This window comes from Bradyrhizobium sp. 142 (assembly GCF_023074015.1).
In the GTDB taxonomy this organism is placed as follows: Bacteria; Pseudomonadota; Alphaproteobacteria; order Rhizobiales; family Xanthobacteraceae; genus Bradyrhizobium.
Map to the genome: position 1 here is coordinate 125,057 of NZ_JADPKQ010000073.1, position 24,818 is coordinate 149,874.

Annotated in this window: 21 protein-coding genes and 1 pseudogene; 11 read left to right on the forward strand and 11 right to left on the reverse strand. The window is 64.8% G+C overall.

The window, feature by feature from the left end; genetic code table 11:
- Nucleotides 1-49: 49 nt before the first annotated feature.
- The 4 genes from pdeM to IVA82_RS08125 form a co-directional block, all read right to left on the reverse strand.
- Nucleotides 50-748, reverse strand: a complete 699-nt coding sequence (pdeM, locus tag IVA82_RS08110; RefSeq protein WP_247389004.1) for a ligase-associated DNA damage response endonuclease PdeM — start codon at nucleotides 746-748, stop codon at nucleotides 50-52.
- A gap of 149 nt (nucleotides 749-897) precedes the next feature.
- Nucleotides 898-3,462 carry a ligase-associated DNA damage response DEXH box helicase gene (locus tag IVA82_RS08115; RefSeq protein WP_247389005.1) on the reverse strand — a complete coding sequence of 855 codons (2,565 nt, stop codon included), beginning with the start codon at nucleotides 3,460-3,462 and terminating at the stop codon, nucleotides 898-900.
- A gap of 222 nt (nucleotides 3,463-3,684) precedes the next feature.
- Nucleotides 3,685-4,914 carry an ABC transporter substrate-binding protein gene (locus tag IVA82_RS08120; protein WP_247389006.1) on the reverse strand — a complete coding sequence of 410 codons (1,230 nt, stop codon included), beginning with the start codon at nucleotides 4,912-4,914 and terminating at the stop codon, nucleotides 3,685-3,687.
- A 115-nt stretch (nucleotides 4,915-5,029) separates the two neighbouring features.
- Nucleotides 5,030-5,956, reverse strand: coding sequence for a methyltransferase domain-containing protein (locus IVA82_RS08125; RefSeq protein WP_247389007.1), 927 nt, complete (start codon nucleotides 5,954-5,956; stop codon nucleotides 5,030-5,032).
- A gap of 130 nt (nucleotides 5,957-6,086) precedes the next feature.
- On the opposite strand from IVA82_RS08125, the gene IVA82_RS08130 reads away from it, so the two are divergent.
- The 5 genes and pseudogenes from IVA82_RS08130 to IVA82_RS08150 all read left to right on the forward strand — a co-directional run bounded on the left by IVA82_RS08130 (nucleotide 6,087) and on the right by IVA82_RS08150 (nucleotide 11,986).
- Nucleotides 6,087-7,124: a ligase-associated DNA damage response exonuclease gene (locus tag IVA82_RS08130; protein ID WP_247389036.1), complete on the forward strand. Its 1,038-nt coding sequence runs from the start codon at nucleotides 6,087-6,089 to the stop codon at nucleotides 7,122-7,124.
- Entirely contained in the window at nucleotides 7,121-9,001 is a 1,881-nt protein-coding gene (locus tag IVA82_RS08135) for a cisplatin damage response ATP-dependent DNA ligase (protein WP_247493233.1), read from the forward strand. Before IVA82_RS08130 ends, IVA82_RS08135 begins: the two co-directional genes overlap by 4 nt.
- Before the next feature lie 611 nt (nucleotides 9,002-9,612).
- The gene (locus IVA82_RS08140) at nucleotides 9,613-9,918 is read left to right on the forward strand and encodes a DUF6460 domain-containing protein (RefSeq protein WP_247389009.1); all 306 of its coding nucleotides are present in this window, start codon (nucleotides 9,613-9,615) and stop codon (nucleotides 9,916-9,918) included.
- Between the two features lie 19 nt (nucleotides 9,919-9,937).
- A complete protein-coding gene (locus IVA82_RS08145; protein WP_247389010.1) occupies nucleotides 9,938-10,672 on the forward strand; it encodes an MBL fold metallo-hydrolase in 735 nt (244 codons plus the stop codon).
- A 1-nt stretch (nucleotide 10,673) separates the two neighbouring features.
- Nucleotides 10,674-11,986, forward strand: a pseudogene (locus tag IVA82_RS08150) (MATE family efflux transporter).
- Between the two features lie 117 nt (nucleotides 11,987-12,103).
- On the opposite strand, the gene IVA82_RS08155 reads toward IVA82_RS08150, so the two are convergent.
- A complete protein-coding gene (locus IVA82_RS08155) occupies nucleotides 12,104-13,201 on the reverse strand; it encodes a quinone-dependent dihydroorotate dehydrogenase (RefSeq protein ID WP_148745466.1) in 1,098 nt (365 codons plus the stop codon).
- Nucleotides 13,198-13,542 (reverse strand): DUF952 domain-containing protein, encoded by a 345-nt coding sequence (locus IVA82_RS08160; RefSeq protein WP_247389011.1) that lies wholly within the window; start codon nucleotides 13,540-13,542, stop codon nucleotides 13,198-13,200. The genes IVA82_RS08155 and IVA82_RS08160 overlap by 4 nt, the downstream gene beginning before the upstream one ends.
- Nucleotides 13,543-13,746: 204 nt before the next feature.
- Between IVA82_RS08160 and IVA82_RS08165 the strand changes: the two genes are divergently transcribed.
- Nucleotides 13,747-14,400 (forward strand): helix-turn-helix transcriptional regulator, encoded by a 654-nt coding sequence (locus IVA82_RS08165; protein ID WP_247389012.1) that lies wholly within the window; start codon nucleotides 13,747-13,749, stop codon nucleotides 14,398-14,400.
- A 147-nt stretch (nucleotides 14,401-14,547) separates the two neighbouring features.
- Nucleotides 14,548-15,300 (forward strand): carbonic anhydrase family protein, encoded by a 753-nt coding sequence (locus IVA82_RS08170; protein WP_247389013.1) that lies wholly within the window; start codon nucleotides 14,548-14,550, stop codon nucleotides 15,298-15,300.
- A gap of 300 nt (nucleotides 15,301-15,600) precedes the next feature.
- Here IVA82_RS08170 and IVA82_RS08175 read toward each other — a convergent pair whose 3' ends face one another.
- Together IVA82_RS08175 and IVA82_RS08180 are read right to left on the reverse strand one after the other, a co-directional pair.
- Nucleotides 15,601-17,244: a lysine--tRNA ligase gene (locus tag IVA82_RS08175; RefSeq protein ID WP_247389014.1), complete on the reverse strand. Its 1,644-nt coding sequence runs from the start codon at nucleotides 17,242-17,244 to the stop codon at nucleotides 15,601-15,603.
- A 184-nt stretch (nucleotides 17,245-17,428) separates the two neighbouring features.
- Complete coding sequence (locus tag IVA82_RS08180; RefSeq protein ID WP_148740124.1) at nucleotides 17,429-18,364, reverse strand: transporter substrate-binding domain-containing protein; 936 nt, start codon at nucleotides 18,362-18,364, stop codon at nucleotides 17,429-17,431.
- 202 nt (nucleotides 18,365-18,566) lie between these two features.
- On the opposite strand from IVA82_RS08180, the gene IVA82_RS08185 reads away from it, so the two are divergent.
- Nucleotides 18,567-19,744 (forward strand): IS3 family transposase gene (locus IVA82_RS08185; RefSeq protein WP_247389015.1). Its coding sequence is split into 2 segments (ribosomal slippage): nucleotides 18,567-18,878 and nucleotides 18,881-19,744, totalling 1,176 coding nucleotides; the frame shifts between segments, so codons are not numbered across the junction.
- Nucleotides 19,745-19,891: 147 nt separating this feature from the next.
- On the opposite strand, the gene IVA82_RS08190 is transcribed toward IVA82_RS08185, so the two are convergent.
- From IVA82_RS08190 to IVA82_RS08200, 3 genes are all read right to left on the reverse strand, one after another.
- Entirely contained in the window at nucleotides 19,892-20,482 is a 591-nt protein-coding gene (locus tag IVA82_RS08190; protein ID WP_247389016.1) for an SCO family protein, read from the reverse strand.
- A gap of 23 nt (nucleotides 20,483-20,505) precedes the next feature.
- Nucleotides 20,506-20,700, reverse strand: coding sequence for a hypothetical protein (locus tag IVA82_RS08195; protein WP_247389017.1), 195 nt, complete (start codon nucleotides 20,698-20,700; stop codon nucleotides 20,506-20,508).
- Between the two features lie 104 nt (nucleotides 20,701-20,804).
- On the reverse strand, nucleotides 20,805-21,326 hold the full coding sequence (locus IVA82_RS08200; RefSeq protein ID WP_247389018.1) for a hypothetical protein: 522 nt from the start codon (nucleotides 21,324-21,326) through the stop codon (nucleotides 20,805-20,807).
- Between the two features lie 264 nt (nucleotides 21,327-21,590).
- On the opposite strand from IVA82_RS08200, the gene IVA82_RS08205 reads away from it, so the two are divergent.
- From IVA82_RS08205 to IVA82_RS08215, 3 genes are all read left to right on the forward strand, one after another.
- On the forward strand, nucleotides 21,591-23,249 hold the full coding sequence (locus tag IVA82_RS08205; protein ID WP_247493234.1) for an FAD-binding dehydrogenase: 1,659 nt from the start codon (nucleotides 21,591-21,593) through the stop codon (nucleotides 23,247-23,249).
- A gap of 11 nt (nucleotides 23,250-23,260) precedes the next feature.
- Nucleotides 23,261-24,166, forward strand: coding sequence for a PHB depolymerase family esterase (locus IVA82_RS08210; RefSeq protein ID WP_247389020.1), 906 nt, complete (start codon nucleotides 23,261-23,263; stop codon nucleotides 24,164-24,166).
- A gap of 111 nt (nucleotides 24,167-24,277) precedes the next feature.
- Nucleotides 24,278-24,631, forward strand: coding sequence for a RidA family protein (locus IVA82_RS08215; RefSeq protein ID WP_148740113.1), 354 nt, complete (start codon nucleotides 24,278-24,280; stop codon nucleotides 24,629-24,631).
- Nucleotides 24,632-24,818: the final 187 nt, after the last annotated feature.

Here is a 24,818-nt window from a genome sequence, read left to right on the forward strand (position 1 = left end):
CAAAAGAGGTGGGTTACGCTTCGCTAACCCACCCTACGAAGTGCGCATCTCAATAGCACCGGGAGGCGGCGATGGCATGGACGCGGCGGTCGCCGAGCAAGTGCGCGACGAAGCCGTTGTTCGGAAAGATCTTTGCGAACGCCGCGTCGCGGATGCTGAGGCCGCCGGCATAGGCGCCGAAGGCGGGCATCACGGCGCGTATCCCGTCGCAGGCGAAGCAGCGGCGCTCCATCGAGCGGCCGCGCGTCGAGACGCGCGCCTTGGGATGCAGATGGCCGGCGATTTCGCCGCGCGCGCCGGTCGGCTCATGGCGGAAGGTGATCGGGCCGATTGCGACTTCGTCTGCGACGGTGCCGCCGAGATCGCGCGGCAGCGCCGGATCATGATTGCCGGAGATCCAGATCCAGTCGCGACCGGACTGCAGCGCGCTGACGGCATCGCGATCATCCGCCGACAGGCGTCCATGCGCGGTGCGATCGTGAAAACTGTCGCCAAGCGCGATGACGATGCGCGGATCATGGCGGGAGATGACCGCAGCGAGCCGGCCGAGCGTTGCGACCGTGTCGTAAGGCGGCAGCAGCACGCCGCGCGTGGCATAACTGGAGCCTTTTTCCAGGTGCAGGTCGGAGACGACGAGCAGGCGCTGCTCTTCCCAGAACAAGGCGCCGGAGAGATCGGCGTGAAGTGAAATACTTGCGACATCGACGCTGCGCGTCGTCGTCACTGAAAAGGCCACGTGCTCCGTCATGGCCGGGCTTGTCCCGGCCATCCACGTTCTTGCCGCGGCAAGAAAGACGTGGATGCCCGGGTCCCGGCTACGCCAAGGCTTCGCCGGGCGAGCAAGCCCGGGCATGACGATGTGGATAGAGTTGCGACCCAAAGAACCATTGTTGCCGTTTACGACATCGCCTCTTTGACGAGCTCGTCGGCAGCTTCCGCCAACAGCTCGTCTCCAGCTTCGCCATAAACTGACTCGCGGCCGATTTCCAGCATCACGGGGACGGCGAGCGGAGAGACGTGGTCGAGTTCCCGATGGGTGATGCGGCCCTGGATACGGGTCAGCATGTCGCTGAGACGGCGCAGATCGAGCAGGCCGGAGGCGGCATCCGCGCGCCCGGCACGCAGCAGGACGTGATCGGCCTGGTGCTTGCGCAGCACATCGTAGACGAGATCGGTCGAGAACAGCACCTGGCGGCGGCTTTTCTCCTCGCCGGTGTGACGGCGCGCGATCAGCCCGGAGATGATTGCGCAGTTGCGGAAGGTGCGCTTCATCAATGCGGATTCGGCGAGCCACGCTTCAAGGTCGTCGCCGAGCATATCAGGGTCGAACAGCGCGTTAAGATCGATCCTGCCGTTGCGGATCATGAAAGACATGTCGCCGAGCGTCCAGACCGCGATCGCATATTCGTTGGCGACGAAGCCGAGCGGCCGGGCGCGGGCACGCTCCAGCCGGCGCGTCAGCAGCATGCCGAGCGTCTGATGCGCGAGGCGCCCTTCGAAGGGATAGCAGACCAGATAATGCTTGTTCGCGCGCGGAAAACTCTCGACCAGCAGCTCGCGCACCGCGGGCACGCGCGAGACATCTTTTTGCTGCGACAGCCAGTCGCGCACCTGCTCGGGCAAGGCACCCCAGGCGCGCCCGTCATCGAGCAGGCGGCGCACGCGTTCGGCGAGATAGGTCGAGAGCGGAAACTTGCCGCCCATGTAGGACGGCACTTTCGGGTCCTTGTCGTTGGCACGCGAGACATAGACCTGGTCCTCCACCAGCGCCTCGTAGCGCACCACCTCGCCGCTGAACACGAAGGTGTCGGCGGGCGCGAGGCCCTCGATGAAGGCTTCCTCGATCTCGCCGAGCAGCCTGCCGCTGCGCGCGATCACCCCCGTCGAGCCCGCACCGCCGCTGCGCGAGCGCACCAGCCGCACCTTCAGCATGTCGTCCGCGACGATGGTGCCGACATTCATGCGGTAGCTCTGCCGCACCTTTGGATTGGCGACACGCCAGCGGCCTTGCTTGTCCTGCTTGATGCGGGCGAAACGCTCGTAGGTCTTCAGCGCGTAGCCGCCGGTGGCGACGAAATCGACGACGTCGTCGAAATCCTGCCGCGTGAGATCGGCGTAGGGCGCGGCGGTGCGGACCTCGTCATAGAGCTCGCCCGAGAGAAACGGCTCGCCGCAGGCGCAGCCGAGCACGTGCTGGGCCAGCACGTCGAGCGCCCCTAGGCGCAGCGACGGCGTGTCCTGCGCATTCTCTGCGATGGCGTCGATTGCGACGCGGCACTCCAGCACCTCGAAACGATTCGCCGGCACCAGCACCGCGCGCGAGGCCTCGTCGAGGCGGTGATTGGCGCGGCCGATTCGCTGCATCAGCCGCGAGGCGCCCTTGGGCGCGCCGATATTGACGACCAGATCGACGTCGCCCCAATCGACGCCGAGGTCGAGCGAAGAAGTACAGACCACGCCGTGCAGTTTTCCTGCGGACATGGCGTCCTCGACCTTGCGGCGCTGCGCGACATCGAGCGAGCCGTGATGCAGCGCGATCGCAAGGTTGTCGTCGTTCATGCGCCAGAGCTGCTGGAACAGCATCTCGGCCTGGCTGCGGGTGTTGACGAAGACCAGCGTCGTCTTGTTCGCCTTGATCAGATCGTAGAGCTCGGGAAGCGCGTGGCGGGCGCTGTGGCCGGCCCAGGGCAGCCGCTCGCGGGTGTCGAGCATCTCGACCAGCGGCGGCGCTGCGCCGCCGGCGACGACGATGTCGGCGGCCTCCGGCTTTTCCTTGGGTTGCGGCACCAGGAAGCGCGCCAGCGATTCCGGCTCGGCCACCGTCGCCGACAGGCCGATCGCGCGCATTTGCGGCGCCAAGCGCCATAGCCGCGCCAGCCCGAGCGACAAGAGATCGCCGCGCTTGGAGGTCACCAGCGCGTGCAGCTCATCGAGCACGATGCGCTTGAGCGATGAGAACAGGAACGGCGCGTCGTCGGACGACAGCAGCAGCGCAAGCTGCTCGGGCGTCGTCAGCAGCACGTCGGGCGGATAGCGCCGCTGCCGCTGCCGCCGCGACACCGGCGTGTCGCCGGTGCGGGTCTCGATCTTGATCGGCAGCCCCATCTCCGCGACCGGCCGTTCCAGATTGCGCGCGATGTCGACGGCGAGCGCCTTCAGCGGCGAGATGTAGAGCGTGTGCAGGCCGCCGCTGCGCTGCAGGCTGCGGCCGGTGGAGACCACCGATTTCGCGGGAGCTGCGGGCGCAGAACTCAGCTCAACCAGCGTCGGCAGAAATCCCGCGAGCGTCTTGCCGGCTCCGGTCGGCGCGATCAGCAGCGCGGAGCGATCTTCGCGCGCCTTTTCCAGCAGCGCCAATTGGTGCGCCCGCGGCGCCCAGCCACGCGCCGCGAACCATTGCTGGAAGCGATCGGGCAGCAATGCGGCCGGCTCGGCCGATGCGGTGAGGATGCGGGGCGGCACGGCATCACAGGTAAGCCGTGGGGGCGGGTTCGTCGAGGGGGTGGCGTGGATGAGCGAGGTGCCGCTGTCCCCTCTCCCCTTGTGGGAGAGGGTGGCTTCGATGCGTAGCATCGAAGACGGGTGAATTTCTCCGCGCGCGTCAATGCTTATCGAATTCGCGGAAAGAATCCCTCATCCGGCGCTTCGCGCCACCTTCTCCCACAAGGGGAGAAGGGAAGAAAGCTACTCCGTCACGGGCTTATCAGAGACCTGCCAGTCCTTGCCATTGAAGGTCGAGATGAACAGCGTCTTCATCGGCGTGTAATCGTCGGGCGTGTAGCTATAGTCGACGCCGTCGAGGAAGAACGGCGAATGGAAGCCGTTGAGGTTTGCGGCCTGCTTGAGCACGTTTTCGCGGGTGAGCTCGCCGCCGCAGCGGCGCAGGATCTCGCCCATGCTCACGGCCTGGCCGTAACCGGCATAGGCGATGGTGTTGTCGGGATCGATGTTCGGCAGATAGTTCTTGCGCAGCGTGTCGAACGCGATCACGTCCTTGTCGTTCTCCCACGGTCCGGGGCCCGAATCCTTGGAATAGCGGATCGCGACGATGCCGGATGCGTTCTCGGATCCGGCGGCACTGAGGATGGACTTTCCGGTCGAGCCGGCGGAGAGCAATTGCAGCGGCTTCCAGCCGAGCTCCGCCACCTTCCGGATCGACTGCGACGACGCCTTGCCGGTGGAGATGTTGTAGAACACGTCGGCGCCCGACTTGGAGAGATTGATGAGCTGGGAATCGACGGTCGGATCGGTCAGATCGTAGGTTTGCTCCATGATCACCTGCGCGGTGCCGCCGGCATCGGCCAGAACCTTCTTGAACGGACCAAGGAAGTCGCGGCCGAAATCGTCGTTCTGGTAGAGGATGCCGATCTTGGCGTTCGGCTTCACGCTGACGACGTGGCGGGCCAGGATGCGCGCCTCGGTCGGATACAGCGGCAGGCCCGCCATGGTCCATTTGAACTCCTTGGGATTATTCCACTTGGATGCGCCGGTGTTGAGCAGGAGCTGCGGCACGCCCTTGGAGTTCAGGTATTTGTGCACGGCGGTCTGCGGCGCGGTGCCGAGCGAGCCGTAGAGCGCAAGCACTTCCTCCTGCTCGACCAGACGCCGCGTCGCCTCGACGCATTTCGGCGCGCTGTAGGCGTCGTCCATAGTCAGGAACTTGACCTTGCGGCCGTTGATGCCGCCCTTCTCGTTCAGCATCTGGAAATAGGCTTCGCCGACGCGGCCGAGCACGCCATAGAGCGAGCCGGGGCCGGAATGCGGCACGGTCTGGCCGATCTTGACCTCGGTGTCGCTGGCGCCTGCATCGTATTTCTTGTCCGCGGCCCAGACATAAGGCGCGGGCAAAGTGGATGAGGCTATGGTGGCGAGCGCGGCGGCGCTGAAATCGCGCCGCGATGGATTCTTCGTCATTATCGTTTTCTCCCTGGTGCGCGCATTGTGCTGGCATTGCTGCACGCCTCGCAAGCGAGAAGTCGCCGCTTTGCGGCGCAAGACGCTCAAATCGGTACGGCCGTAGCGCCTAGACTCAAGTTTTCTCGGCGACCACGACGATACCGCGCACCGGCTCGGTGTTCTCGATCCGCGGCGAGCCGGACGCCAGAGTCAAGAACTTGAGCCCGGCCCGGACGATCGCACCGCGTACATATTCCGCTGCGTGGGCATAGCGCAGGCCTGCGCCAAGAACGACGCCGCCGCTGTCATGCGTCTCCAGTGTGAAGGCGAGCACGCCGCCGGATGCAAGCACGCGCCTGGCTTCGCCCAGCACCGGGACAAGGTCGGAGAGATAGACGAACGCATCCGCCGCCACGACGAGGTTCGCGCCGGCATCGCTCTTGCCGCGCAGGCCCTCGATCATGTCGGCGACTTCGAGCTCGGCGTAGAGATTTGTCGCGCGCGCTTGCTTGATCATGCCGGGCGACAGATCGATCCCGGTGAAATGATCGACCTGCTTGGCGAACGCAGCTGCCGCCAGCCCGGTGCCGCAACCGAGATCGATGGCGCGCTTGAAGAACGCCGGCTTCTTCGCCGCGACGCGCGCGGCCAGCACCGCCTTGAAGATCAGGGACGGGGCGCGATAGCCGAGATCGTTGATCAGCACGTGCTCGAAGCGCGGCGCATATTGATCGAACAAGGCCTGCACATAGGCTTTTGGCATTTCGGACAATTGCTCGTCGCCGAGGCGGATCAGATGCAGGTGCGCGCCATGCTGATCGCTCGGGTCGCACTCCCGCGATTTTCGAAACGCCGCGATGGCCTTGTCGCGCCCGCCGAGCTGGCTGCGGATTTCGCCGAGCGTGAACCAGGCCGAAGTGAAATTCGGAGCGAGCTCGATCGCCTGCTCGATGAGGTCGGCGGCGGCAGGCAGATCGCCCTTGAGCTGGAGGTCGCGCGCGAATTCGAAGCGGCGGTCGGCCATCAGGTCGCCGGAGGAGTGGAATAGGCGCAGGGGCATGGAACTCGGCTCATCATCGCCGGGCGCCCGGCAATCCATCAAAAAAAGCACTGTTTAAGAGGATGGATGCGCGGGTCAAGCCCGCGCATGACGGGTGAATTTTGTGACCGGCACTCCCTATATCACCCAGATGCGTCCGCGCGATATCCTAATGCCTGTGGCCGCCGGCCTGTGCTGCAAGCCCGGCGGCTTCCATATCGACCCCGTACGCCCGGTCGAGCGGGCCGTGATCACCCACGGCCACTCCGACCACGCCCGCGCCGGCCATGGCGCGGTGCTAGCGACGCAGGAAACGCTGGACATGATGCGGCTGCGCTATGGCGAGAATTTCGCCGGCTCGACGCAAGCGATCGGGTACGGCGAGGACATCAGGCTCGGCGACGTCCGCGTGAAATTCCATCCGGCCGGCCATGTGCTCGGCTCAGCGCAAATTGCCGTGACCTGCAAAGATACCTGCATTGTCGCCTCCGGCGACTACAAGGACGCGCCCGATCCGACCTGCGCGCCGTTCGAGCTGGTGCCCTGCGACGTCTTCATCACCGAGGCGACGTTCGGGCTGCCGGTGTTTCGGCATGGCGATGCAGCCGACGAAGTGAGGAAGTTGCTGGCCTCCGTCGCACTGTTTCCGGAACGCGCGCATCTGGTCGGCGCCTATTCGCTCGGCAAGGCGCAGCGCGTGATCGCGCTGCTGCGGCAGGCCGGCTATGACGCGCCGATCTATCTGCATGGCGCGATGGAGAATATCACGCATTACTACCAGAGCCGCGGGATTGCGCTCGGCGAGCTGCGGCCGGTCAAGGGCGTGAAGAAGGCGGCGCGCGCCGGCACCATCACGCTAGCGCCACCGTCGGCGACCTCGGATCTCTGGACCCGGCGGTTTCCAGATCCGGTCACCGCCTTCGCTTCCGGCTGGATGCGGGTGCGCGCCCGCGCGCGACAACGGGGGATCGAGCTGCCGCTGGTGATTTCCGATCACGCCGATTGGGATGGCCTCACAGCCACCATCGCCGCGACCGGCGCCGGCGAGGTCTGGGTCACCCATGGCCAGGAGGATGCGCTGGTGCATTGGTGCAAGAGCTGCGGCCTGCAGGCACAGCCACTCGATCTCGTCGGCTATGGCGACGAGGAGGAGAGCGAGACGCCGCTTGCCGACGAGGCCGAGGCATGAACCGCTTCGCCGAACTTCTGGACCGCCTCGCCTACGAGCCTGGCCGCAACAACAAGCTGCGGTTGATCACCAGCTATTTTCGCGAGGTCGGCGATCCCGACCGCGGCTATGCGCTGGCGGCGCTGACCGGCGCGCTGAGCTTCAAGCACGCCAAGCCCGCGCTGATCCGCGAGCTGATCGCGGCGCGCACCGATCCGGTGCTGTTCGGGTTGTCCTGGGATTATGTCGGCGATCTCTCGGAGACGGTGGCGTTGATGTGGCCGAAGGCGGCCGTGCTAGATAACGAGCAGTCTTTTCCGAGCCACCCCTCTCCCCCGCCCTCCCCCACAAGGGGGGAGGGAGCGCAGCAGAGCGAACGGCAACCGCCGAGCACAACAGCTGATAGCAATTCCCAAGATGATGGACGCGCAGCTTTCTCCTTTCCCTCCCCCCTTGTGGGGGAGGGTCAGGGAGGGGGATGCTCAGGGGAAGATGCCGATGAGTCCTCCCACGCCCGCAACCACAACAACCCACCGCCTCCAACCCTTACCGACGTCGTCACCACACTGCGCACGCTCGGCAAGACCGAGTTGCCAAGACAGCTCGAGCGCTGGCTCGACGAGCTCGACGAGACCGGGCGCTGGGCGCTGTTGAAGCTCGTGACCGGCGCCTTGCGGATCGGCATCTCCGCGCGGCTGGCAAAAACTGCGGCCGCGGCGCTCGGCGACAAGGATCCGCATGACATCGAGCTGATCTGGCCCGGCCTCTCTCCGCCCTATCTCGACCTGTTCGCCTGGCTGGAAGGCCGCGGCGACAAGCCGGTCAACCGCGATCCCGCGCCGTTCCGCCCGGTGATGCTGGCGCATGCGATCGAGGACACGGATTTCCAAAACCTCGATCCCGCCGACTACATCGCCGAGTGGAAATGGGACGGCATCCGCGTGCAGGCGGTCGCCGGCCGCGACGATCGCGGCCACATCACCGCGCGGCTCTATTCGCGCACCGGCGAGGACATCACGGGCAGCTTTCCGGATCTCGTGCCATCGCTGCGCCTGCCCGGCGCGATCGACGGCGAGCTTCTAATCCTGCGCGAGGGCCGCGTGCAGAGCTTCAACGTTCTGCAGCAGCGCCTCAACCGCAAGGTCGTCTCGCCAAAGCTGATCAAGGAGTTTCCGATCCATCTGCGCGCCTATGACCTGCTCGGCGATGACGAGAACGATCTGCGCGAATTACCCTTTGCCGAGCGGCGCGAACGGCTGGAGGCGTTCATCGAGAAGCTCGACGATCCCCGCATCGATCTGTCGCCGACCGTCCCCTTCGCGAATTGGGACGCGCTCACGGCGGCGCGCGCCAATCCGGCCAGCGTCGGTGCGGGTGAGGATGCGGACGCCGTCGAAGGGGTGATGCTGAAGCGGCGCGATGCGCCCTATCTGCCGGGACGGCCGAAGGGGCAGTGGTGGAAGTGGAAGCGCGATCCCCACATCATCGACGCCGTGCTGATGTACGCGCAGCGCGGCCACGGCAAGCGCTCGTCCTATTATTCCGACTACACGTTCGGCGTCTGGACCGAGGGCGAGGCCAGCGACGAGCTGGTGCCGGTCGGAAAGGCCTATTTCGGTTTCACCGACGAGGAGCTGCTGCAGATCGACCGCTTCGTCCGCCGTAACACCACGGAAAAATTCGGTCCTGTCCGGCATGTCGTGCATGAGCCCGACAAGGGGCTGGTGCTGGAAGTTGCCTTCGAGGGTCTGCAGCGCTCGCCGCGGCACAAATCCGGCGTCGCCATGCGCTTTCCCCGCATCAGCCGATTGCGCTGGGACAAGCCGCCGCGGGAGGCGGACCGGCTGGAAACGCTGGAAAAGATGCTGAAGGCGGACGCTGCGGAACTTGAGGCCTGAAAGCATTCGATTGCGGCCAGGAAAGCGGTGCGCCCCCTCTCCCGCTTGCGGGAGAGGACGACGCGCCCAGATCTGAAGCGTGCTGGGATGAGACTCGATTATCGCCAAGGCGGAGGTGCGCTCCCTCGCCCGCTTGCGGGAGAGGGCTGGGGTGAGGGTGTCTCCGCATTGGGATTCCCCAAGAGGATTGGGATTCCCCAAGAGGAGAGAGCCCTCACCCGCGCCTTCGGCGCGACCTCTCCCGCAAGCGGGAGAGGTTAAGCAGCCGGCCACCGACGACGCGCCCAGATCTGAAGCGTGCTGAGATGAGACTCGATTATCGCCAAGGCGGAGGTGCGCTCCCTCGCCCGCTTGCGGGAGAGGGCTGGGGTGAGGGTTTCTCCGCATTGGGATTCCCCAAGAGGAGAGAGCCCTCACCCGCGCCTTCGGCGCGACCCCTCCCGCAAGCGGGAGAGGTTAAGGAGCCGGCCGCCGACGACGCGGTCCCAAATCGAAGCTCTGTCGCGCTGCCCGAATTAAACTCCTGTAAGCGGATTGACGCCCCGTTCCGGGTTCCCCATCTGCCTCGCCGTGCCCTATAATGGGGTCGAATCCGCCCAAGGAGTTTTGCGATGGCCCACGACGTCAGAGATTTGCCGGCCGGCCGCAGTGATGGCCTGAACCGCTTTCTCGGCGGCTCGCCGCTGGCGGTCGCGTTTCGCCTGGTCCTGCTCTCGATCCTGGTCGGCGTCGTGCTGGCGGCGATCGGTTTCGATCCCTGGAACATCATCTACAGCATCCGCCTCCTGTTCCAGCGTCTCTGGGATCTCGGCTTCGACGCGGTGAACTGGCTGTGGCGCTACTTCCTGCTCGGCGCCGTCATCGTGGTCCCGATCTGGCTGTTGATGCGCGTGTTCGGCACGCCGCGCGGCCGCTGAACTCTTTAGGGAGCAGCCGATGCAACTGCGTTTCGTCGGCTGCGGCGACGCCTTCGGCTCGGGCGGCAGGCTCAACACCTGCTTCCACGTTTGGGGAAGCGAGGCCAATTTCCTGATCGATTGCGGCGCGTCGGCTCTGCCCGCGCTGAAGCGGCTCGGTATCGACCCCGACGCGATCGACCTGATCCTGATCACGCACTTCCATGGCGACCATTTTGCCGGCCTGCCGTTCCTCCTGCTCGACGCACAATTCTCGCGGCGGACGCGGCCGCTGACCATCGCGGGCCCGCAAGGTATCGAGACGCGGCTGCGTGAGGTGATGGAGGCGCTGTTCGAGCACTCCTCCAAAACCAAGCCGCGCTTCGACCTCTCCGTCATTGAACTGGCGCCGAAACAGAGCCGCAATTTCGGCGCGGTGACCGTGACGCCCTACCCGGTCGTGCACGGCGAATCCGGCGGGCCGTTCCTGGCCTACCGTGTCGAAGCCGAGGGCCGCACGCTGGCCTACAGCGCCGATACCGAATGGACGGAAACGCTCATTCCGCTGGCGCATGGCGCGGACCTTTTCATCGCCGAGGCCTATATGTACGAGAAAGTGGTCAAGAACCATCTCAGCCTGAAGACCTTGGAACAGCATTTGCCAGCAATCGGGGCAAAACGCCTCGTCCTCACCCATATGAGCGACGACGTTCTGTCGCGCCTGGGCGCCATCCATCATCTCACCGCCGAAGACGGCATGGTGCTCGCGGTCTGACATGCACGCGCCCGTTCATCCCAGGGTCGGCAGCCGCGAGGTGTTCGCCATCGCGGGTCCCGCGATGGTCGCGAACCTCACCACGCCGCTGATCGGCGTGGTCTCGACCACCGCGATTGGGCGGCTTGACGACGCCGCACTGCTCGGCGGCGTCGCGATGGCCTCCGTCATCTTCGACTGCCTGTTCTGGCTGTTCGGCTTTCTGCGCATGAGCACGCTCGCCTTCACCGCGCAGGCGCTGGGCGCGGGCCAGACGCAGGAGTTGAACGCCATTCTCGTGCGCGGCTTCATCGTCGCAGGCCTGATCGGCGCCGCGCTGATCGTGCTGCAATTGCCGCTGGCCGCCGTGCTGTTCGACCTGATGGGCGGCAGCGAGGGGGTCACGCAGGCCGCAAAAACCTATTTCGTGATCCGGATCTGGTCGTCGCCATTCGCCTTCGCCAACTACGTCATCCTCGGCTGGCTGGTCGGACAAGCCCGGGCCAATCCGGCGCTGCTGCTCCAGGTCGCGATCAACCTCATCAACATGGTGGCGACCATCCTGCTCGTGCTGGTCCACGACACCGGGATTGCGGGCGCGGCGGTGGCAGCACTGCTGTCCGAGGCGGTCGGGTTCGCGCTCGGCGCGATCGTCTGCCACCGCTACACCGACGCTGGCTTTGCCGTTGCTCGCGCGCGCCTGTTCGACCGCGAGAAACTGATGCGGCTGCTGGCGGTGAACTCCGACATCATGATCCGCACCGCGGCGCTGATCGCCGTATTTCTGTTCTTCACCGCCAAGGGCGCGCGGGCCGGCGACGTCACGCTCGCCGCGAATTCCGTGCTCAACAACTTTTTGCTGGTCAGCGCCTTCTTCCTCGACGGCCTAGCGAATGCAGCCCAGCAGCTCTGCGGCCGCACCTTTGGCGGGCGCGATGGACGCGGCTTTGCCGATTCGACCCGTGGGGGCTCGGCTTCGCACTTGTCGTCTCGGTGCTGTTCGCGCTGTTCGGCTCAAACCTGATCCACTTCATGACGGCAAGCGAAGACGTCCGCCGGGCAGCGCGCGATTTCCTGCCGTTCATCGTGCTCGCGCCGGTGCCGGGCGTGTTCGCCTTCGGCTTCGACGGCATCTATGTCGGCGCCACCTGGGCGCGCGAAATGCGCAACCTGATGCTGGCCTCGCTCGGGATTTTTCTCGTCACATGGTGGGCGCTGCAAGCGTTCGGCAATGTCGGGCTGTGGTGCGCGCTGATCGCGTTCTACGTCGCACGCGGCGGCTTGCAGGGTGCGCGCTATCCGGCGCTGTTCAGGCTAACGTTTCCGAGATCGTAGCCCGGATTGCGCGCCAGCGTAATCCGGGACGTTCGTATTCGCGGACGGATTCCCGGATTGCGCTGCCTCCATCCGGGTTACGGGGATTCCCGCCCGCGGGGAGAGACGAAGTGCGCCTCACATCCCCGGCCAGTCTTCTGCCGTCAGCGTTGCGGCATCGGCGCCGACGATCTCGGACAGCGAATCCCGGCCCGTGCGGAGCAGCGTCGAGGTGAGGTCGCGCTTGATCTCGTCGACGAGGCCGAGGCCCTTGTAGATCAGCGACGAATAAAGCTGGATCAGGCTCGCGCCGGCACGGATCTTCGTCAACGCTGCGCCGCCCGAATCCACCCCGCCAACGCCGATCAGCGGGAACGCGCCCTCGACGCGCACATAGGTCTCCGCGACCATGCGGGTCGACAGGCGGAACAGCGGCCGTCCGGACAGGCCGCCCTGCTCCTTCGCGCGCATCTCCTCGCGCAGCGTGCTCGGCCGTGCGATGGTCGTGTTCGACACGATCATGCCGTCGACCCGGCGCGAACGGGCGACCTGCACGACGTCGTCGAGCTGGGCGAGGCTCAGGTCCGGCGCGATCTTCAGCAGCACCGGCGTGTCGCCGGCCTTCTGGCGCACCCGCTCGCGCGCATCGATGACTTTTGCGAGGAGGTCGTCGAGCAGCGCGCCCTCCTGCAGATTGCGCAGGCCTGGCGTGTTGGGCGATGACACGTTGACGGTGAAATAGCTCGCCACCGGCGCGAAAGTCTCGATCAGCTTGACGTAATCGGCGACGCGGTCCGGCGAATCCTTGTTGGCGCCGACATTGACGCCGACGATGCCGCCGTGCTGTGCGCGCGCGGCAAGCCGTCGAAGCGCCGTCTCCGCGCCGTCATTGTTGAAGCCCATGCGATTGATGACGGCCTCGTCGCGCTCGAGGCGAAACAGTCGCGGCCGCGGATTGCCAGCTTGCGGCTTCGGCGTCACCGAGCCGATCTCGACAAAGCCGAAGCCGAGCCGCAGCAGTGCATCCGGCACCTCCGCGCTCTTGTCGAAGCCGGCGGCCATGCCGATCGGATTGGGAAAGTTTAGCCCGAAGGCCCGCACCGCGAGCTTGGGATCGTCCGGCCGCGGCTTGCCGGGCGGCAGGAAGCGCAGGCCTTGGATCGCGAGCCGATGCGCGTCCTCCGGGTCGAGCCAGCGCAGCACCGGCAATGAAAAGGCATCGAAAGCCCGGATCACGGCAGAAGCTCCGGAATGTCGTGGCTGCCGTCGGCGCGCATGTTGAGGTTCGTCACGGCGATCACCGCGCCGAGGTCAAGTTCGCCATACAGATGCGGAAACAGCTCGCCATTGCGCGAACGCTCCCAGCGCAAGCCGGCTCCAAGCACCTCGTCATCGACCTCGACCAGGAACAGCGCTCGCTGGCCAAGGAAATGCTTTCGCAGGGTCTCGGGAACCTGGGCCGCGGTCGAGAAATGGATGAACCCATCGCGCGTGTCATCCGCGCTGCCCCGATACACGCCCTGCCGTTCCGCCTCGCGCCAGGCCGAGGCCGGACAGATTTTATAGATCTTGACCACCGCTTGCGGAGCCCTGTTTGCCCGTTGAGTCAGCTCATTGAGTCTTTTGGGGTTTTTCGTCTCTGACGGGTCTTCAAATCCCGCGCGCGACCGTAAAGGCCACACCTCGCGAACTCAAGACTTAGCCACACCCCTTGCGCGAAAAACGGAAAACCGGTTGATTTGAGGACAGTTTTCCTGAGTTGCGACGGGCTGGACCTTTTCATGGTCAGGCAGGCCAAAGCGCAGAGGATGCTAACCCACGATCAGATCTGGGGGGCGCTGGATCGACTGGCGGCGCGCGCCGGCCTGTCGCCGTCCGGACTTGCCAAGCGCGCCGGGCTCGATCCCACCACCTTCAACAAGTCCAAGCGCGTCACCGCCGACGGCCGCGAGCGCTGGCCCTCGACCGAATCGATCGCCAAGGCGCTCGCCGCGGCCGAATCGTCCATTGAGACTTTCGTGAAACTGATCGGCCACGACGCTGGTGAGCGCCGCTGTGTGCCGCTGCTCGCCTTCGCACAGGCCGGCGCGACCGCTTCTTTCGACGAATCCGGCTTTCCCAGCGGCAAGGGCTGGGCCGAGATCGCGCTTCCCGCCGCCGAGAACCGCCACACCTTTGCGCTGGAGATTTCCGGCGATGCGCTACAGCCTGCCTACCGCGACGGCGACGTCATCCTGGTTTCGCCGGGCACGCCGGTCCGCAACGGCGACCGCGTGGTGGTGAAGACCAGAGACGGCGAGGTGACGGTCGCGACGCTGAAGCGCCGCACGGCAAAGGTGCTGGAATTGCAGCCGCTCGATGCGGCGCAGGCCGAGCGGACGATGGCGGCGGGCGATATCGCCTGGATCGCGCGAATCGCGTGGGCGAGCCAGTAGATTCCGGCGCGATAGATTCGCGTTAGATTCGCGTTAGAGTCTTGGCGCAATCGCCATTGCGACACACCCCCCTTTCGCCTAGGTTGCGCCGATATTGAGAAACCAAGCCGATATTGAGAAACCAAAATGCATCTCAGGAGGAATATGATGAATCGCCGTCATGCATTGAAGGTGCTCGCGGGGCTTGCCCTTTGTCCACTGTGTAAGCCGGCCTTCGCCGCCGAAGGCGCGCATTGGAGCTATGAAGGCGTCGGCGGCCCGGCCAAATGGGGCGATCTCGACGCAGCCAACACGGCCTGCGCGGCCGGCCTGCAACAATCGCCGATCGACATTGAGGGGACGATCAAATCGCAACTGCCGACGCTGAAGCTGAACTGGGGCAGGAGCGCTGACACCATCGTCAACAACGGGCATACGATCCAGCTCAATTTCGCGGAGGGAAGCACGCTGACGCTCGGCAACGTCAAGTACAAGCTGCTGCAAGTGCACTTCCACCGGCCGAGCGAGCACATGATCGGCGGCAAGAATTTTCCGATGGAGGCGCACTTCGTCCACCGCAACGATGCCGGCGGGCTCGCCGTGGTCGGCGTGCTGATGGCCGAAGGCAGGCCGAATGCGAGCTTCAACACGATCGTCAAGACCATGCCGGCTGCGGAAGGACCTGCGGTGAAGGCCGACGGCGGCATCCATCCGGGCGCCATGCTGCCGCAAAAGCTCAACTACTTCCGCTATTCCGGCTCGCTGACGACGCCGCCCTGCTCGGAAGTGGTGGAATGGCTGCTGCTCACCGATCCCATCCAGGTGTCGGCCGCAGACATCGCCGCCTTCGCGAAACTTTATCCCATGAACGCGCGGCCGGTACAGAAGGACAATCGGCGTTACGTGTTGCGATCGATTTGAAGCGCGGCACGGCAAAGGCGCTGGAATTGCAGCCAGTCGATGCGGACGATGACGGCGGGCGATATTGCCTGAATGGCACGGATGGTGTTGGCGAGCCAGCGATGAGGTAAGTGCAGTGGTCCCACTCTCGGTGTCGTCCCGGCGAAGGCCGGGACCCATAACCACAGGGAGAAGTTTGGCGGAGGACGAGAGTTACGCTTACTCCGGTACAAAGCCCGCCATTCCTCGATAGATCACGCGGTATGGGTCCCGGCCTTCGCCGGGACGACGATGAGGAAACGTCGCGCTCATGCAGTGTGGTTACGCACTCCGTGCCAGCGCGCCGTCGATCATGTTGATCGCGTTCTGGATGCCGTAGACGGCAACGAAGGAGCCGAAGCGCGGGCCTTTTTCCTGGCCGAGCAGGACCTGGTAGAGCATGTTGAACCAGTCGAGCGTGACGCCGGGGCGGCCGTCCTTGCCCTTCTTGACAGGATCGAGGAACGGCTCGCGGCGGCCGATCTCGTAGACGACGTTCTGGATGTCTTCGGCGGAGGCGTCTTGCGGCAGCTGCGACAGCGCATCGCGCAGATCCTGCAATGCGGCGCGCTCGGTGTCGGTCGGTTCGCGGAACTGCTTGGTCGGCGCCACGAAGTCGCGATAATAGTTGATGGCATAGCCGACCATTGCGTCGAGCTTGGGATGCGTCTGCGGCGACACGCCGGGGCGGTAGCGACCGATGAAGCCCCACAGCGTTTCGGCGTTCTCCGCATTTGACGACGACACCAGCGTCAGCAGCAGCTGGAAGGTGACGGGCATGTCGCCCTTCGGCGGATGGCCGCTGTGGATGTGCCAGACCGGATTGCCGAGCTGCTGCTTTCCATCCTGCTTGGCAAAGCCGTCGATGAACTGCTGGTAGTCGTCGACATTGCGCGGGATGACGTCGAAATACAGCCGCTTCGCCGCCTTCGGCTCGCGGTACATGAACAGCGACAGCGATTCCGGCGAGGCGTAGCGCAGCCATTCGTCGATGGTGAGGCCGTTGCCCTTCGACTTCGAGATCTTCTGGCCTTTCTCGTCGAGAAAGAGCTCGTAATTGAAGCCTTCAGGCGGAGTGCCGCCGAGGGCCTTCGTGATCGCGCCGGACAGCTTCACGGAGTCGATGAGGTCCTTGCCGGCCATCTCGTAGTCGACGCCGAGCGCGACCCAGCGCATCGCCCAGTCGGCCTTCCACTGGCACTTGACGTTGCCGCCGGTGACGGGCGTTTCGACTTCCCGGTTGGTATCGGGATCGACATAGGTGATCGTGCCGGCGGCGACGTCGCGGCGGATCATCGGCACCTGGAGCACGATGCCGGAGGTCTTGCTGATCGGGAGGAACGGCGAATAGGTCGCGCGGCGGTCCGGCCCCAGCGTCGGCAGGATGATGGCCATCACCTGGTCGTAGGCGGCCAGCATCTTCAGCAGCGTCGCGTCGAAGCGGCCTGATTTGTAATAATCAGTCGAGCTCGCGAATTCGTAGTCGAAGCCGAAATGATCGAGGAAGGCGCGCAGGCGTGCGTTGTTGGCGGCGCCGAACGAGGGATGTTCGTTCGAGAACGGGTCCGGCACCGCGGTCAGCGGCTTGCCGAGATATTGCGCCAGCATGTCCTTGTTCGGCACGTTGTCCGGCACCTTGCGCAGGCCGTCCATGTCGTCGGAGAAGGCGAGCAGGCGCGTCTTGATCTTGTCCTCGGTCAGCACGCGGAAGGCGTGGCGCACCATCGAGGTGCGCGCGACCTCGCCGAAGGTGCCGATATGCGGCAGGCCCGAGGGGCCGTAGCCAGTCTCGAACAGCACCTCGTCCTTGGGCGATTTTTTGAGGCGCGCGACAATTGCCTTCGCCTGCTCGAACGGCCAGGCGTTGGATTGTTCGGCGAGCGCACGCAGATCGCTCGGGCTTGCGGCGAGATCGATGACAGACATTAAGGGCCTCCGGGCCGCGGAAAATAGCGATTTCCCGGCAGAATGCAATTTTGTGGGATGATGCCGCCGCACACACCGTCATTGCGAGCGAAGCGAAGCAATCCAGAATCTTTCCGCAGAAGCACTCTGGATTACTTCGTCGCAAGAGCTCCTCGCAATGACGGCGGAGGGAGCAGCGACCGACTCAGAACGGGCTCACCGAAAAATACCGCAGCCACAAATCGGTATAGCGGCCTTTTTCCCAGACGCGGAACATCGCCCAGTTCAGGGCCTGGCGCAGCACATCGTTGCCCTTGCGCACGGCAATGCCGATGCCTTCCCCGAAGAAGCGGCTCTCGACGAAGGGACCGCCGGAGAAGGCGCAGCAATCGCCGGAATCGGTGCCGTTGATCCAGAACGCCAGCGAGATGGCATCACCGAAGATGAAATCGACCTCGCCCTTGCGCAAAGCGCTGCGCATGGCGTCGTCATTGGGATAGGGATGCAGCTCGGCGTCGGTGAACATCGCCTTCAGATACGCCTCATGCGCCGAGCCCGCGATGGCGCCGACCTTCTTGCCTTCGAGGTATTCGGGGCGGATCTCCGGCATCACCGCATCCTTGCGCGAGGCGAAGCGCGCCGGCACACGGTAGTAGGGATCGGTGAAATCGACGCGGGCGCGGAGCTGCGGGCTCACCGCCATCGAGGCGATGATGGCATCGCCCCGGTTGGAGGCGAGCGCGTCGACCAGCGTCTCGAAGCGGCGCATCTGCACCGTGCAGGTGACCTTGATCTCCTCGCACAGCGCGCGAGCGAAATCGACGTTGAATCCGGCCGGATTGCCATCGGCTCCGGTGTAGTTGAACGGCGGATAGTCGGTCTCGGTCAGGAAGCGGATCACGGTCAGGCGCGACAGGTCCGGCCGCTCGGGACGCCGCCGCGGGTCCCAGAAGCCCGGCACCGCCTGGGGGGCGGCTTGAGGACCGACCCGCGGCGTGGCTTGAGGCGCAGCCGGGGCCGGCTTGGCCGGGATCTGGGCCTTCGCGCCTGGCAAACCGGCGAGCAAGCAAGCGCCAGCCGCCAGCCCCAACAGGACCCGGCGCACGATTTGGAGCGATTTTACCTGTCGCGATGCGGCCATCGGCGGGAAATGAACGGATTTCGTTGGGATCGGAGGGCCTTATAGACCATCCCAGCGGGAACGCGAGCGGGGATTGCCGCCGGGACAAAGGTGCGCCCCCTCTCCCGCTTGCGCCCGCTTGCGGGAGAGGGTCGGGGAGAGGGTGAGCCTCCTCCGAATTAGTGGACACCTGTAGTAGGCTCGCAGAGCCAAGAGGTGTCGAATGCAACGAAATGAACGTCGGTCGTTTACGGACGATTATAAGCGGCAAGCGGTCGATCTGGTGGGTTCAAGCGGCCGGTCGATCGGCTCGGTGGCCAAGGAGCTTGGCCTGCGTGATTCCGTATTGCGTCGCTGGGTCCAGCGACGTGGGGCTGGGCGCGAGCCGACGGCAGCGCCGCGGCTCCCCACACAGCAGGCGGTGCTGTCGTCGGCGGACCAGGCTGCGGAGATTGCCCGTTTGCAGCAGGAGAATGAGCGGCTCCGGATGGAACGCGACATTTTAAAAAAGTCGATCGCGATCTTTGCTGGAGTCCGGACATGAGGTTCCGCTTCATCGAAGATCACCGCGCCGATTACCCGGTGAGGATCATGTGCGGCGCGCTCGAGGTCTCGCCCGCCGGCTATTATGCCTGGCGCTCGCGCCCGGAGAGCCGTCGATCCGCCGCCAATCGTGACCTGCTTGATCATATCACGCAGGTTCATCGCGACACCCGCGGACGCTATGGCAGTCCGCGTATCCATGTCGAGCTGAGGGCCCAGGGCCGCGGAGTGAGCCGCGGCCGGATCGAGCGGTTGATGCGCCGGCACGGTATCCGCGCCATCATGGCCCGGCCGCGACGGGTGCGGACCACCGACAGCCGTCACGACCTCCCGATCGCTCCGAATCTGCTCAATCGGAACTTCAGCGCGGCGGCGCCGAACCGGATCTGGCTTACCGATATCACCTATGTGGAAACCGATCAGGGATGGCTATATCTGGCCGCCGTCATGGACCTTTACAGCCGCAGGATCGTCGGCTGGGCGATGGATGATCATTTGCGCACCGAACTGCCATTGGCGGCCCTGAACATGGCCATCTCAACCCGACGGCCTGGCGTCAACCTGATCCACCACTCCGATAGAGGCGTCCAGTACGCATCAGCCGATTACCGCACCGCGCTTCACTCCGCCGGCATGCAGGCCTCGATGAGCCGCAGGGCCGACTGCTACGACAATGCACCGATGGAAAGCTTCTTCCACACGCTCAAAACCGAGCAGGTCCATCACCAGCAATACGCAACTCGCGACCAAGCCAAATCCGATATCTTTGCCTACATCGAAGGCTTCTATAATCGAACACGCCGTCATTCCTCGATCGGATATAACACTCCGATCCAGATCGAGCTAAAAGCAGCTTAACCCTGTCCACTTTTTTGGGGGAAGATCAGGGTGCTTCCACAACGGGGCAATCCCCAAGTGGAGAGAACCCTCACCCGGCGCTTCGCGCCGACCTCTCCCGCAAGCGGGAGAGGTTGCACCGACGCCTGAGGCGCGATCGAGCTCTCCTCAAAGATACCGCTTCAACTCGGTCGCCGCCTCTTCGGGGCTCCGCTTCAGATTGAACGGCGAGACGAAGCGGCCAGCGCGGTCCATCAGATAGACCAGCGCGGTGTGATCCATGGTGTAGTCGCCGTCCTTGGTCGGGACCTTCTTGGCGTAGACCCGGTAGGACGTGATCACCTTGGCGATCTCGGCGGGATCGCCGCTCAAGCCCTCAAGATGCGGGTCGAAGCTCGACAGATAATCCTTCATCGCGGCTTGCGTATCGCGCTCGGGATCGACCGAGATGAAGATGGCGTTGACCTTGTCGGCATCCTTGCCCATCGCGCGCAGCACTTCCGAGATCTCAAACAGCGAGGTCGGGCAGACGTCGGGGCAATGGGTGTAGCCGAAGAAGATCAGGGTCGGCTTGCCCTTGAGGTTCTGGTCGGTGACGACCTTGCCATTCTGGTCGGTGAGTTGGAACGGGCCGCCGATTGCCGCCGGCTGCGCCACCTTGCTCACCCCGCCCATGGCCCAGAACATGATCAGGAGCCCGACAAGGAGGCTTGCTGCGAAGGCGGTCGCAATCACCAGCGGGCGGGTGGCGGAGCTCATGGGCGAAGACTTCCTGTCGCGGATCAGAAGCAGGCGGCAAAGCCGGCCCTGATCATTTCGAAGAACATTTGGGTGCCGTAGTGGAACCACAATGCGAGCGCACCGGTCACGGCAAGCCCACCGATCACAGCAACGGCGAACAGCAGCACGGACGGCGTCCGGCCGGCAGTGGGCGAATTGTCCTGTAGCGGATGGGCGGGGTGCAGAGGTTGAGCCATGACAACGATTGGGCCAAAAGCGCCCGTTCCCTGGCTCTCAAATAGGCATTGACCCGCCGACGGGCAAGCGCCGCGGGCGGGCCAAGATCACGTCGCTGATAGGTTCAGTGCAGCAGCTGCCCGCGGGCCGACTCCAACTCTTCCGCTGGCTGAGCAGATCGGCGCAAAGGCCTGTTGGCCGAGGCCTGCGCGTCGAGGTAGCAGGGCTTGTACATGGCCTGGAGCTGCTTGCCCCGGAGGAAGAGCATGTGCGGGGTGAGGCCGCCGCGCTGCATGATCCAGCGCTTCACCTGCGACGGATACATCGCGTAGAGCATCTGGGTCGCTTCGGCATTGGTGATGGCCCGGCCGTTACTGCCGAAATCCCAGGCGGCGTGGAAGCCGAGCGTGGCGTGCGAGGTCACGCAGATGCGGTCGCGCGGGATGGCGCCGAGGACGATGGTACAGGCGGATGCGCAGAGGCCGTCGATGATGACGGTGTCACCGGATTGCCGCAGGTCCTGGTACCTGTCGACATAAGTTCCAATCCGGCCGCCGCGGTCATCCGCGATCCGAACCACCGCGTGAGAAGCCCCCATGCTCGCGATCAGGAGGGCCGTCGCGAGCAACCCCGTCAGAAACTTCATTGTCCCCCGCCCCAGTCGAGTTCGAATCTGCGTGTCAGGTGGTGATGCACCGCTAGCGTCGGTCGTAACCGTGGTTTTGTCTAGGCACGCCGGCTCGCTCAAAACAAATTCAAGTCCAGTGTTGCGTCCGCGCTGCACTCGGCGGTGTTGGTCGCAAAGGCGTTGGGTCCCAAACTGGAACAAGTTAATGATGTCTTACGCGACAGCCCCTTGATCTCAGTTGCAGCCGCTGGCTTCAATCCGGACAACTACAGGGGGGAACTCATGACTGAGCAGGCGGACGTCATCGTCGTCGGCGGCGGACTATCGGGCCTGGTGGCCGCGACCGAGATTGCCGATGCCGGCAAGCGCGTGATCGTGATCGACCAGGAGGGCGAGCAGTCGCTCGGCGGCCAGGCATTCTGGTCGTTCGGCGGATTGTTCCTGGTCGATTCGCCAGAGCAGCGCCGGCTCGGCATCAAGGACTCCTTCGATCTTGCCATGCAGGACTGGCTCGGCACCGCCGGCTTCGACCGTGACGAGGATTTCTGGCCAAGGCAATGGGCGGAAGCCTATGTGGCGTTTGCCGCCGGCGAAAAGCGCGGCTGGCTGCGCGCGATGGGCCATCGCATCTTCCCCGTGGTCGGCTGGGCCGAGCGCGGCGGCTATGACGCGATGGGCCATGGCAATTCGGTACCACGCTTTCACGTCACCTGGGGCACCGGCCCAGGCATCGTCGAGCCGTTCGAGCGCCGCGCGCGCGAAGCTGTCAACAGCGGCCGGCTGACCTTCAAGTTCCGCCACCGCGTCGATGCGCTCTCCGTCACCAACGGGACGGTGGACGGCGTCAGCGGCGTCATTCTCGCAGCCGATCAGGTCGAACGCGGCAAGAGCTCTTCGCGCGACGTGGTCGGCGAGTTTGCGTTGAAAGCGCAGGCCGTGATCGTCGCCTCCGGCGGCATCGGCGGCAATCACGATCTGGTGCGGCAGAACTGGCCGAAGCGGCTTGGCGAGCCGCCGAAATTCATGATCTCCGGCGTGCCCGAACATGTCGACGGCCGCATGATCGGGATCACGGAGGCGACCGGCGCGCGGCTGATCAACCGCGACCGCATGTGGCATTATGTCGAAGGCATCCAGAACTGGTCGCTGATCTGGCCGCGCCACGGCATACGCATCCTGCCGGGCCCATCCTCGATGTGGCTCGATGCGACCGGCACGCGGTTGCCGGCGCCGCTGTTTCCCGGCTCGGACACGCTCGGCCAGCTCCAATACATCATGTCGACCGGCTACGATTATTCCTGGTTCATCCTGACGCAGAGCATCATCAAGAAGGAATTCGCGCTGTCGGGCTCGGAACAGAATCCCGACCTCACCGGCAAGAGCTGGCGCATGACCTTGCGCCGCGCCACCAACAAGGGCGCACCGGCGCCGGTGGAGGCATTCAAGCGCCACGGTGCTGACTTCATCGTACGCGACAAGCTTGAGGATCTCGTTGCCGCGATGAACAAGCTCGCTGGCAACGACCTGCTCAGGCTTGACGAGGTGAGGATGCAGATCGAGGCGCGCGACCGCGAGATCGCCAACCCTTACGTCAAAGATGCGCAAGTGATGAACATCCACAATGCACGGCGCTACATCGGAGACAGACTGATCCGCACCGCCTCCCCGCACCGCATCCTCGATCCCGCGCACGGGCCACTGATCGCAGTCAAGCTCAACATCCTCACCCGCAAGACGCTCGGCGGCTTCGAGACTGATCTCGACTCGCGCGTGTTCGGCGAGGAGGGCAAGGTCATCCCCGGGCTCTACGCGGTCGGTGAAGCCGCTGGCTTCGGCGGCGGCGGCGTGCATGGCTATCGCTCGTTGGAAGGCACCTTCCTCGGCGGCTGCCTGTTCTCGGGCCGCAATGCGGGCCGCGCCGCGGCGAAAGCGGCGGTCTAGTGCGGACTTGGATGCGCATTGCGGCACTGGTTGCGGTATTGGCTGCCGCCCCGCCTGCATTCGCCGACACGATCGACGTCGGCGGCGTGAAGCGCTCTTACAGCGCGCAACTGCCGGCGCAAAAGCTGGCACCGCTCGTGGTCGTGCTGCACGGCACGACCCAGCGCGGCGCCGATATGGTGGCGCGAACGGCATGGCCGCAGGTCGCAAAGCGCGAAGGCCTGGCCGTGGTGTTTCCGGACGGGCTCAACAATGCCTGGGCCGATGCCAGAACGAAGGCGGGACCTGCGCTGCGCGGACCGCCTCCCGGCACCGACGACATCGCGTTCATCGCCAAGCTCGTCGAAAAGCTGGTGGCCGACGGCACGGCCGATGCCAAGCGCGTCTACGTCACCGGCGTTTCCAATGGCGGCGCCATGGCGATGACGCTCGTTTGCGCCCGCGCCGATCTGTTCGCGGCCGGCGCGAGCGTGATCATGAATCTCACCGACGAAGCCGCCGTTACCTGCCATCCGTCGCGGCCGCTGCCGATGCTGCTCATGAACGGCACGGCAGACCCGCTAATCCCCTACGAGGGTGGACGCGGATCGAGCTACTATGCCGCAGACGGGTTCTGGTCGACCGAAGAGACGCTGGCGTTCTGGCGCAAGCTCAATGGCTGCGAGACCGATGACGCCGGCGCGACCGACCTGCCCGACAAGGCGCCCGCGGACCAGTCCACCGTCACGCGGATTTCCTCGCGCTGTCCCAGCGGGCACGACGTCGTGCTCTATCGCATCAACCATGGCGGCCACCGCATGCCCGGTTCCTCTGCGGATGCCCGTTTCCCGAAGATCGCGGCACGCCTGCTCGGGCCGCAGAACAACGACATCGACGGCGCCGAAACGATCTGGACGTTCTTCAGCCGGTTTCCGTAAAGGCCGCACATGCGTGCCCGGCAACGCATGCGTGCCCGGCAACGCATGCGTGCCCGGGGTGGCACAGCGCATGGCACTGCTAGACAGGGCCGCCATTCAGAGGAGATCCCAATGAGCATTCAACGTCTTGAAACCGGTCCGCGCATGAGCCAGGTCGTCGTTCACGGCAACACCGTCTATCTCGCCGGCGTCGTCGCCAATAACGCCGCCGGCGAAAGCGTGACGAAGCAGACCCAGGACATCCTGGCGACGATCGACGGCCATCTCGCCAAGGCCGGCACCGACAAGTCGAAATTGCTCTCGGCGACCATCTACATCACCGACATGAAGACGTTCCAGGAGATGAACGCGGTGTGGGACGCCTGGGTCTCGCCCGGCAACACCCCGGCGCGCGCCACCGTCGAAGCCAAGCTCGCAGCGCCGCAATACACCGTCGAGATCATGGTCGTCGCGGCGAAATCATAGCCGCGTAAGATTTGCGATCGCCTGAAGCGCGATGAAAGCATCATCGCGCTTCAGTTCTTTGTTGGCACATGATCTCCGCGCAAACGCGTTCCGCGTTTGTCGCGAGGAAAAACCGCTTCACACTTTTCCGGATCATGCGCATGACCTCAGAGGTAATCGATCGGCGCGCGCAAACCTTCGATAGTCA

What these genes read in the sequence shown, in the direction of transcription:
- IVA82_RS08215 (WP_148740113.1), top strand. Translation starts at nt 24,278, where the DNA reads ATGAGCATTCAACGTCTTGAAACCGGTCCGCGCATGAGCCAGGTCGTC.
- pdeM (WP_247389004.1), bottom strand. Translation starts at nt 748, where the DNA reads ATGACGGAGCACGTGGCCTTTTCAGTGACGACGACGCGCAGCGTCGAT.
- IVA82_RS08120 (WP_247389006.1), bottom strand. Translation starts at nt 4,914, where the DNA reads ATGACGAAGAATCCATCGCGGCGCGATTTCAGCGCCGCCGCGCTCGCC.
- IVA82_RS08170 (WP_247389013.1), top strand. Translation starts at nt 14,548, where the DNA reads ATGAATCGCCGTCATGCATTGAAGGTGCTCGCGGGGCTTGCCCTTTGT.
- IVA82_RS08195 (WP_247389017.1), bottom strand. Translation starts at nt 20,700, where the DNA reads ATGGCTCAACCTCTGCACCCCGCCCATCCGCTACAGGACAATTCGCCC.
- IVA82_RS08210 (WP_247389020.1), top strand. Translation starts at nt 23,261, where the DNA reads ATGCGCATTGCGGCACTGGTTGCGGTATTGGCTGCCGCCCCGCCTGCA.
- IVA82_RS08190 (WP_247389016.1), bottom strand. Translation starts at nt 20,482, where the DNA reads ATGAGCTCCGCCACCCGCCCGCTGGTGATTGCGACCGCCTTCGCAGCA.
- IVA82_RS08135 (WP_247493233.1), top strand. Translation starts at nt 7,121, where the DNA reads ATGAACCGCTTCGCCGAACTTCTGGACCGCCTCGCCTACGAGCCTGGC.
- IVA82_RS08125 (WP_247389007.1), bottom strand. Translation starts at nt 5,956, where the DNA reads ATGCCCCTGCGCCTATTCCACTCCTCCGGCGACCTGATGGCCGACCGC.
- IVA82_RS08175 (WP_247389014.1), bottom strand. Translation starts at nt 17,244, where the DNA reads ATGTCTGTCATCGATCTCGCCGCAAGCCCGAGCGATCTGCGTGCGCTC.
- IVA82_RS08200 (WP_247389018.1), bottom strand. Translation starts at nt 21,326, where the DNA reads ATGAAGTTTCTGACGGGGTTGCTCGCGACGGCCCTCCTGATCGCGAGC.
- IVA82_RS08180 (WP_148740124.1), bottom strand. Translation starts at nt 18,364, where the DNA reads ATGGCCGCATCGCGACAGGTAAAATCGCTCCAAATCGTGCGCCGGGTC.
- IVA82_RS08205 (WP_247493234.1), top strand. Translation starts at nt 21,591, where the DNA reads ATGACTGAGCAGGCGGACGTCATCGTCGTCGGCGGCGGACTATCGGGC.
- IVA82_RS08130 (WP_247389036.1), top strand. Translation starts at nt 6,087, where the DNA reads ATGCGTCCGCGCGATATCCTAATGCCTGTGGCCGCCGGCCTGTGCTGC.
- IVA82_RS08140 (WP_247389009.1), top strand. Translation starts at nt 9,613, where the DNA reads ATGGCCCACGACGTCAGAGATTTGCCGGCCGGCCGCAGTGATGGCCTG.
- IVA82_RS08145 (WP_247389010.1), top strand. Translation starts at nt 9,938, where the DNA reads ATGCAACTGCGTTTCGTCGGCTGCGGCGACGCCTTCGGCTCGGGCGGC.
- IVA82_RS08165 (WP_247389012.1), top strand. Translation starts at nt 13,747, where the DNA reads ATGGTCAGGCAGGCCAAAGCGCAGAGGATGCTAACCCACGATCAGATC.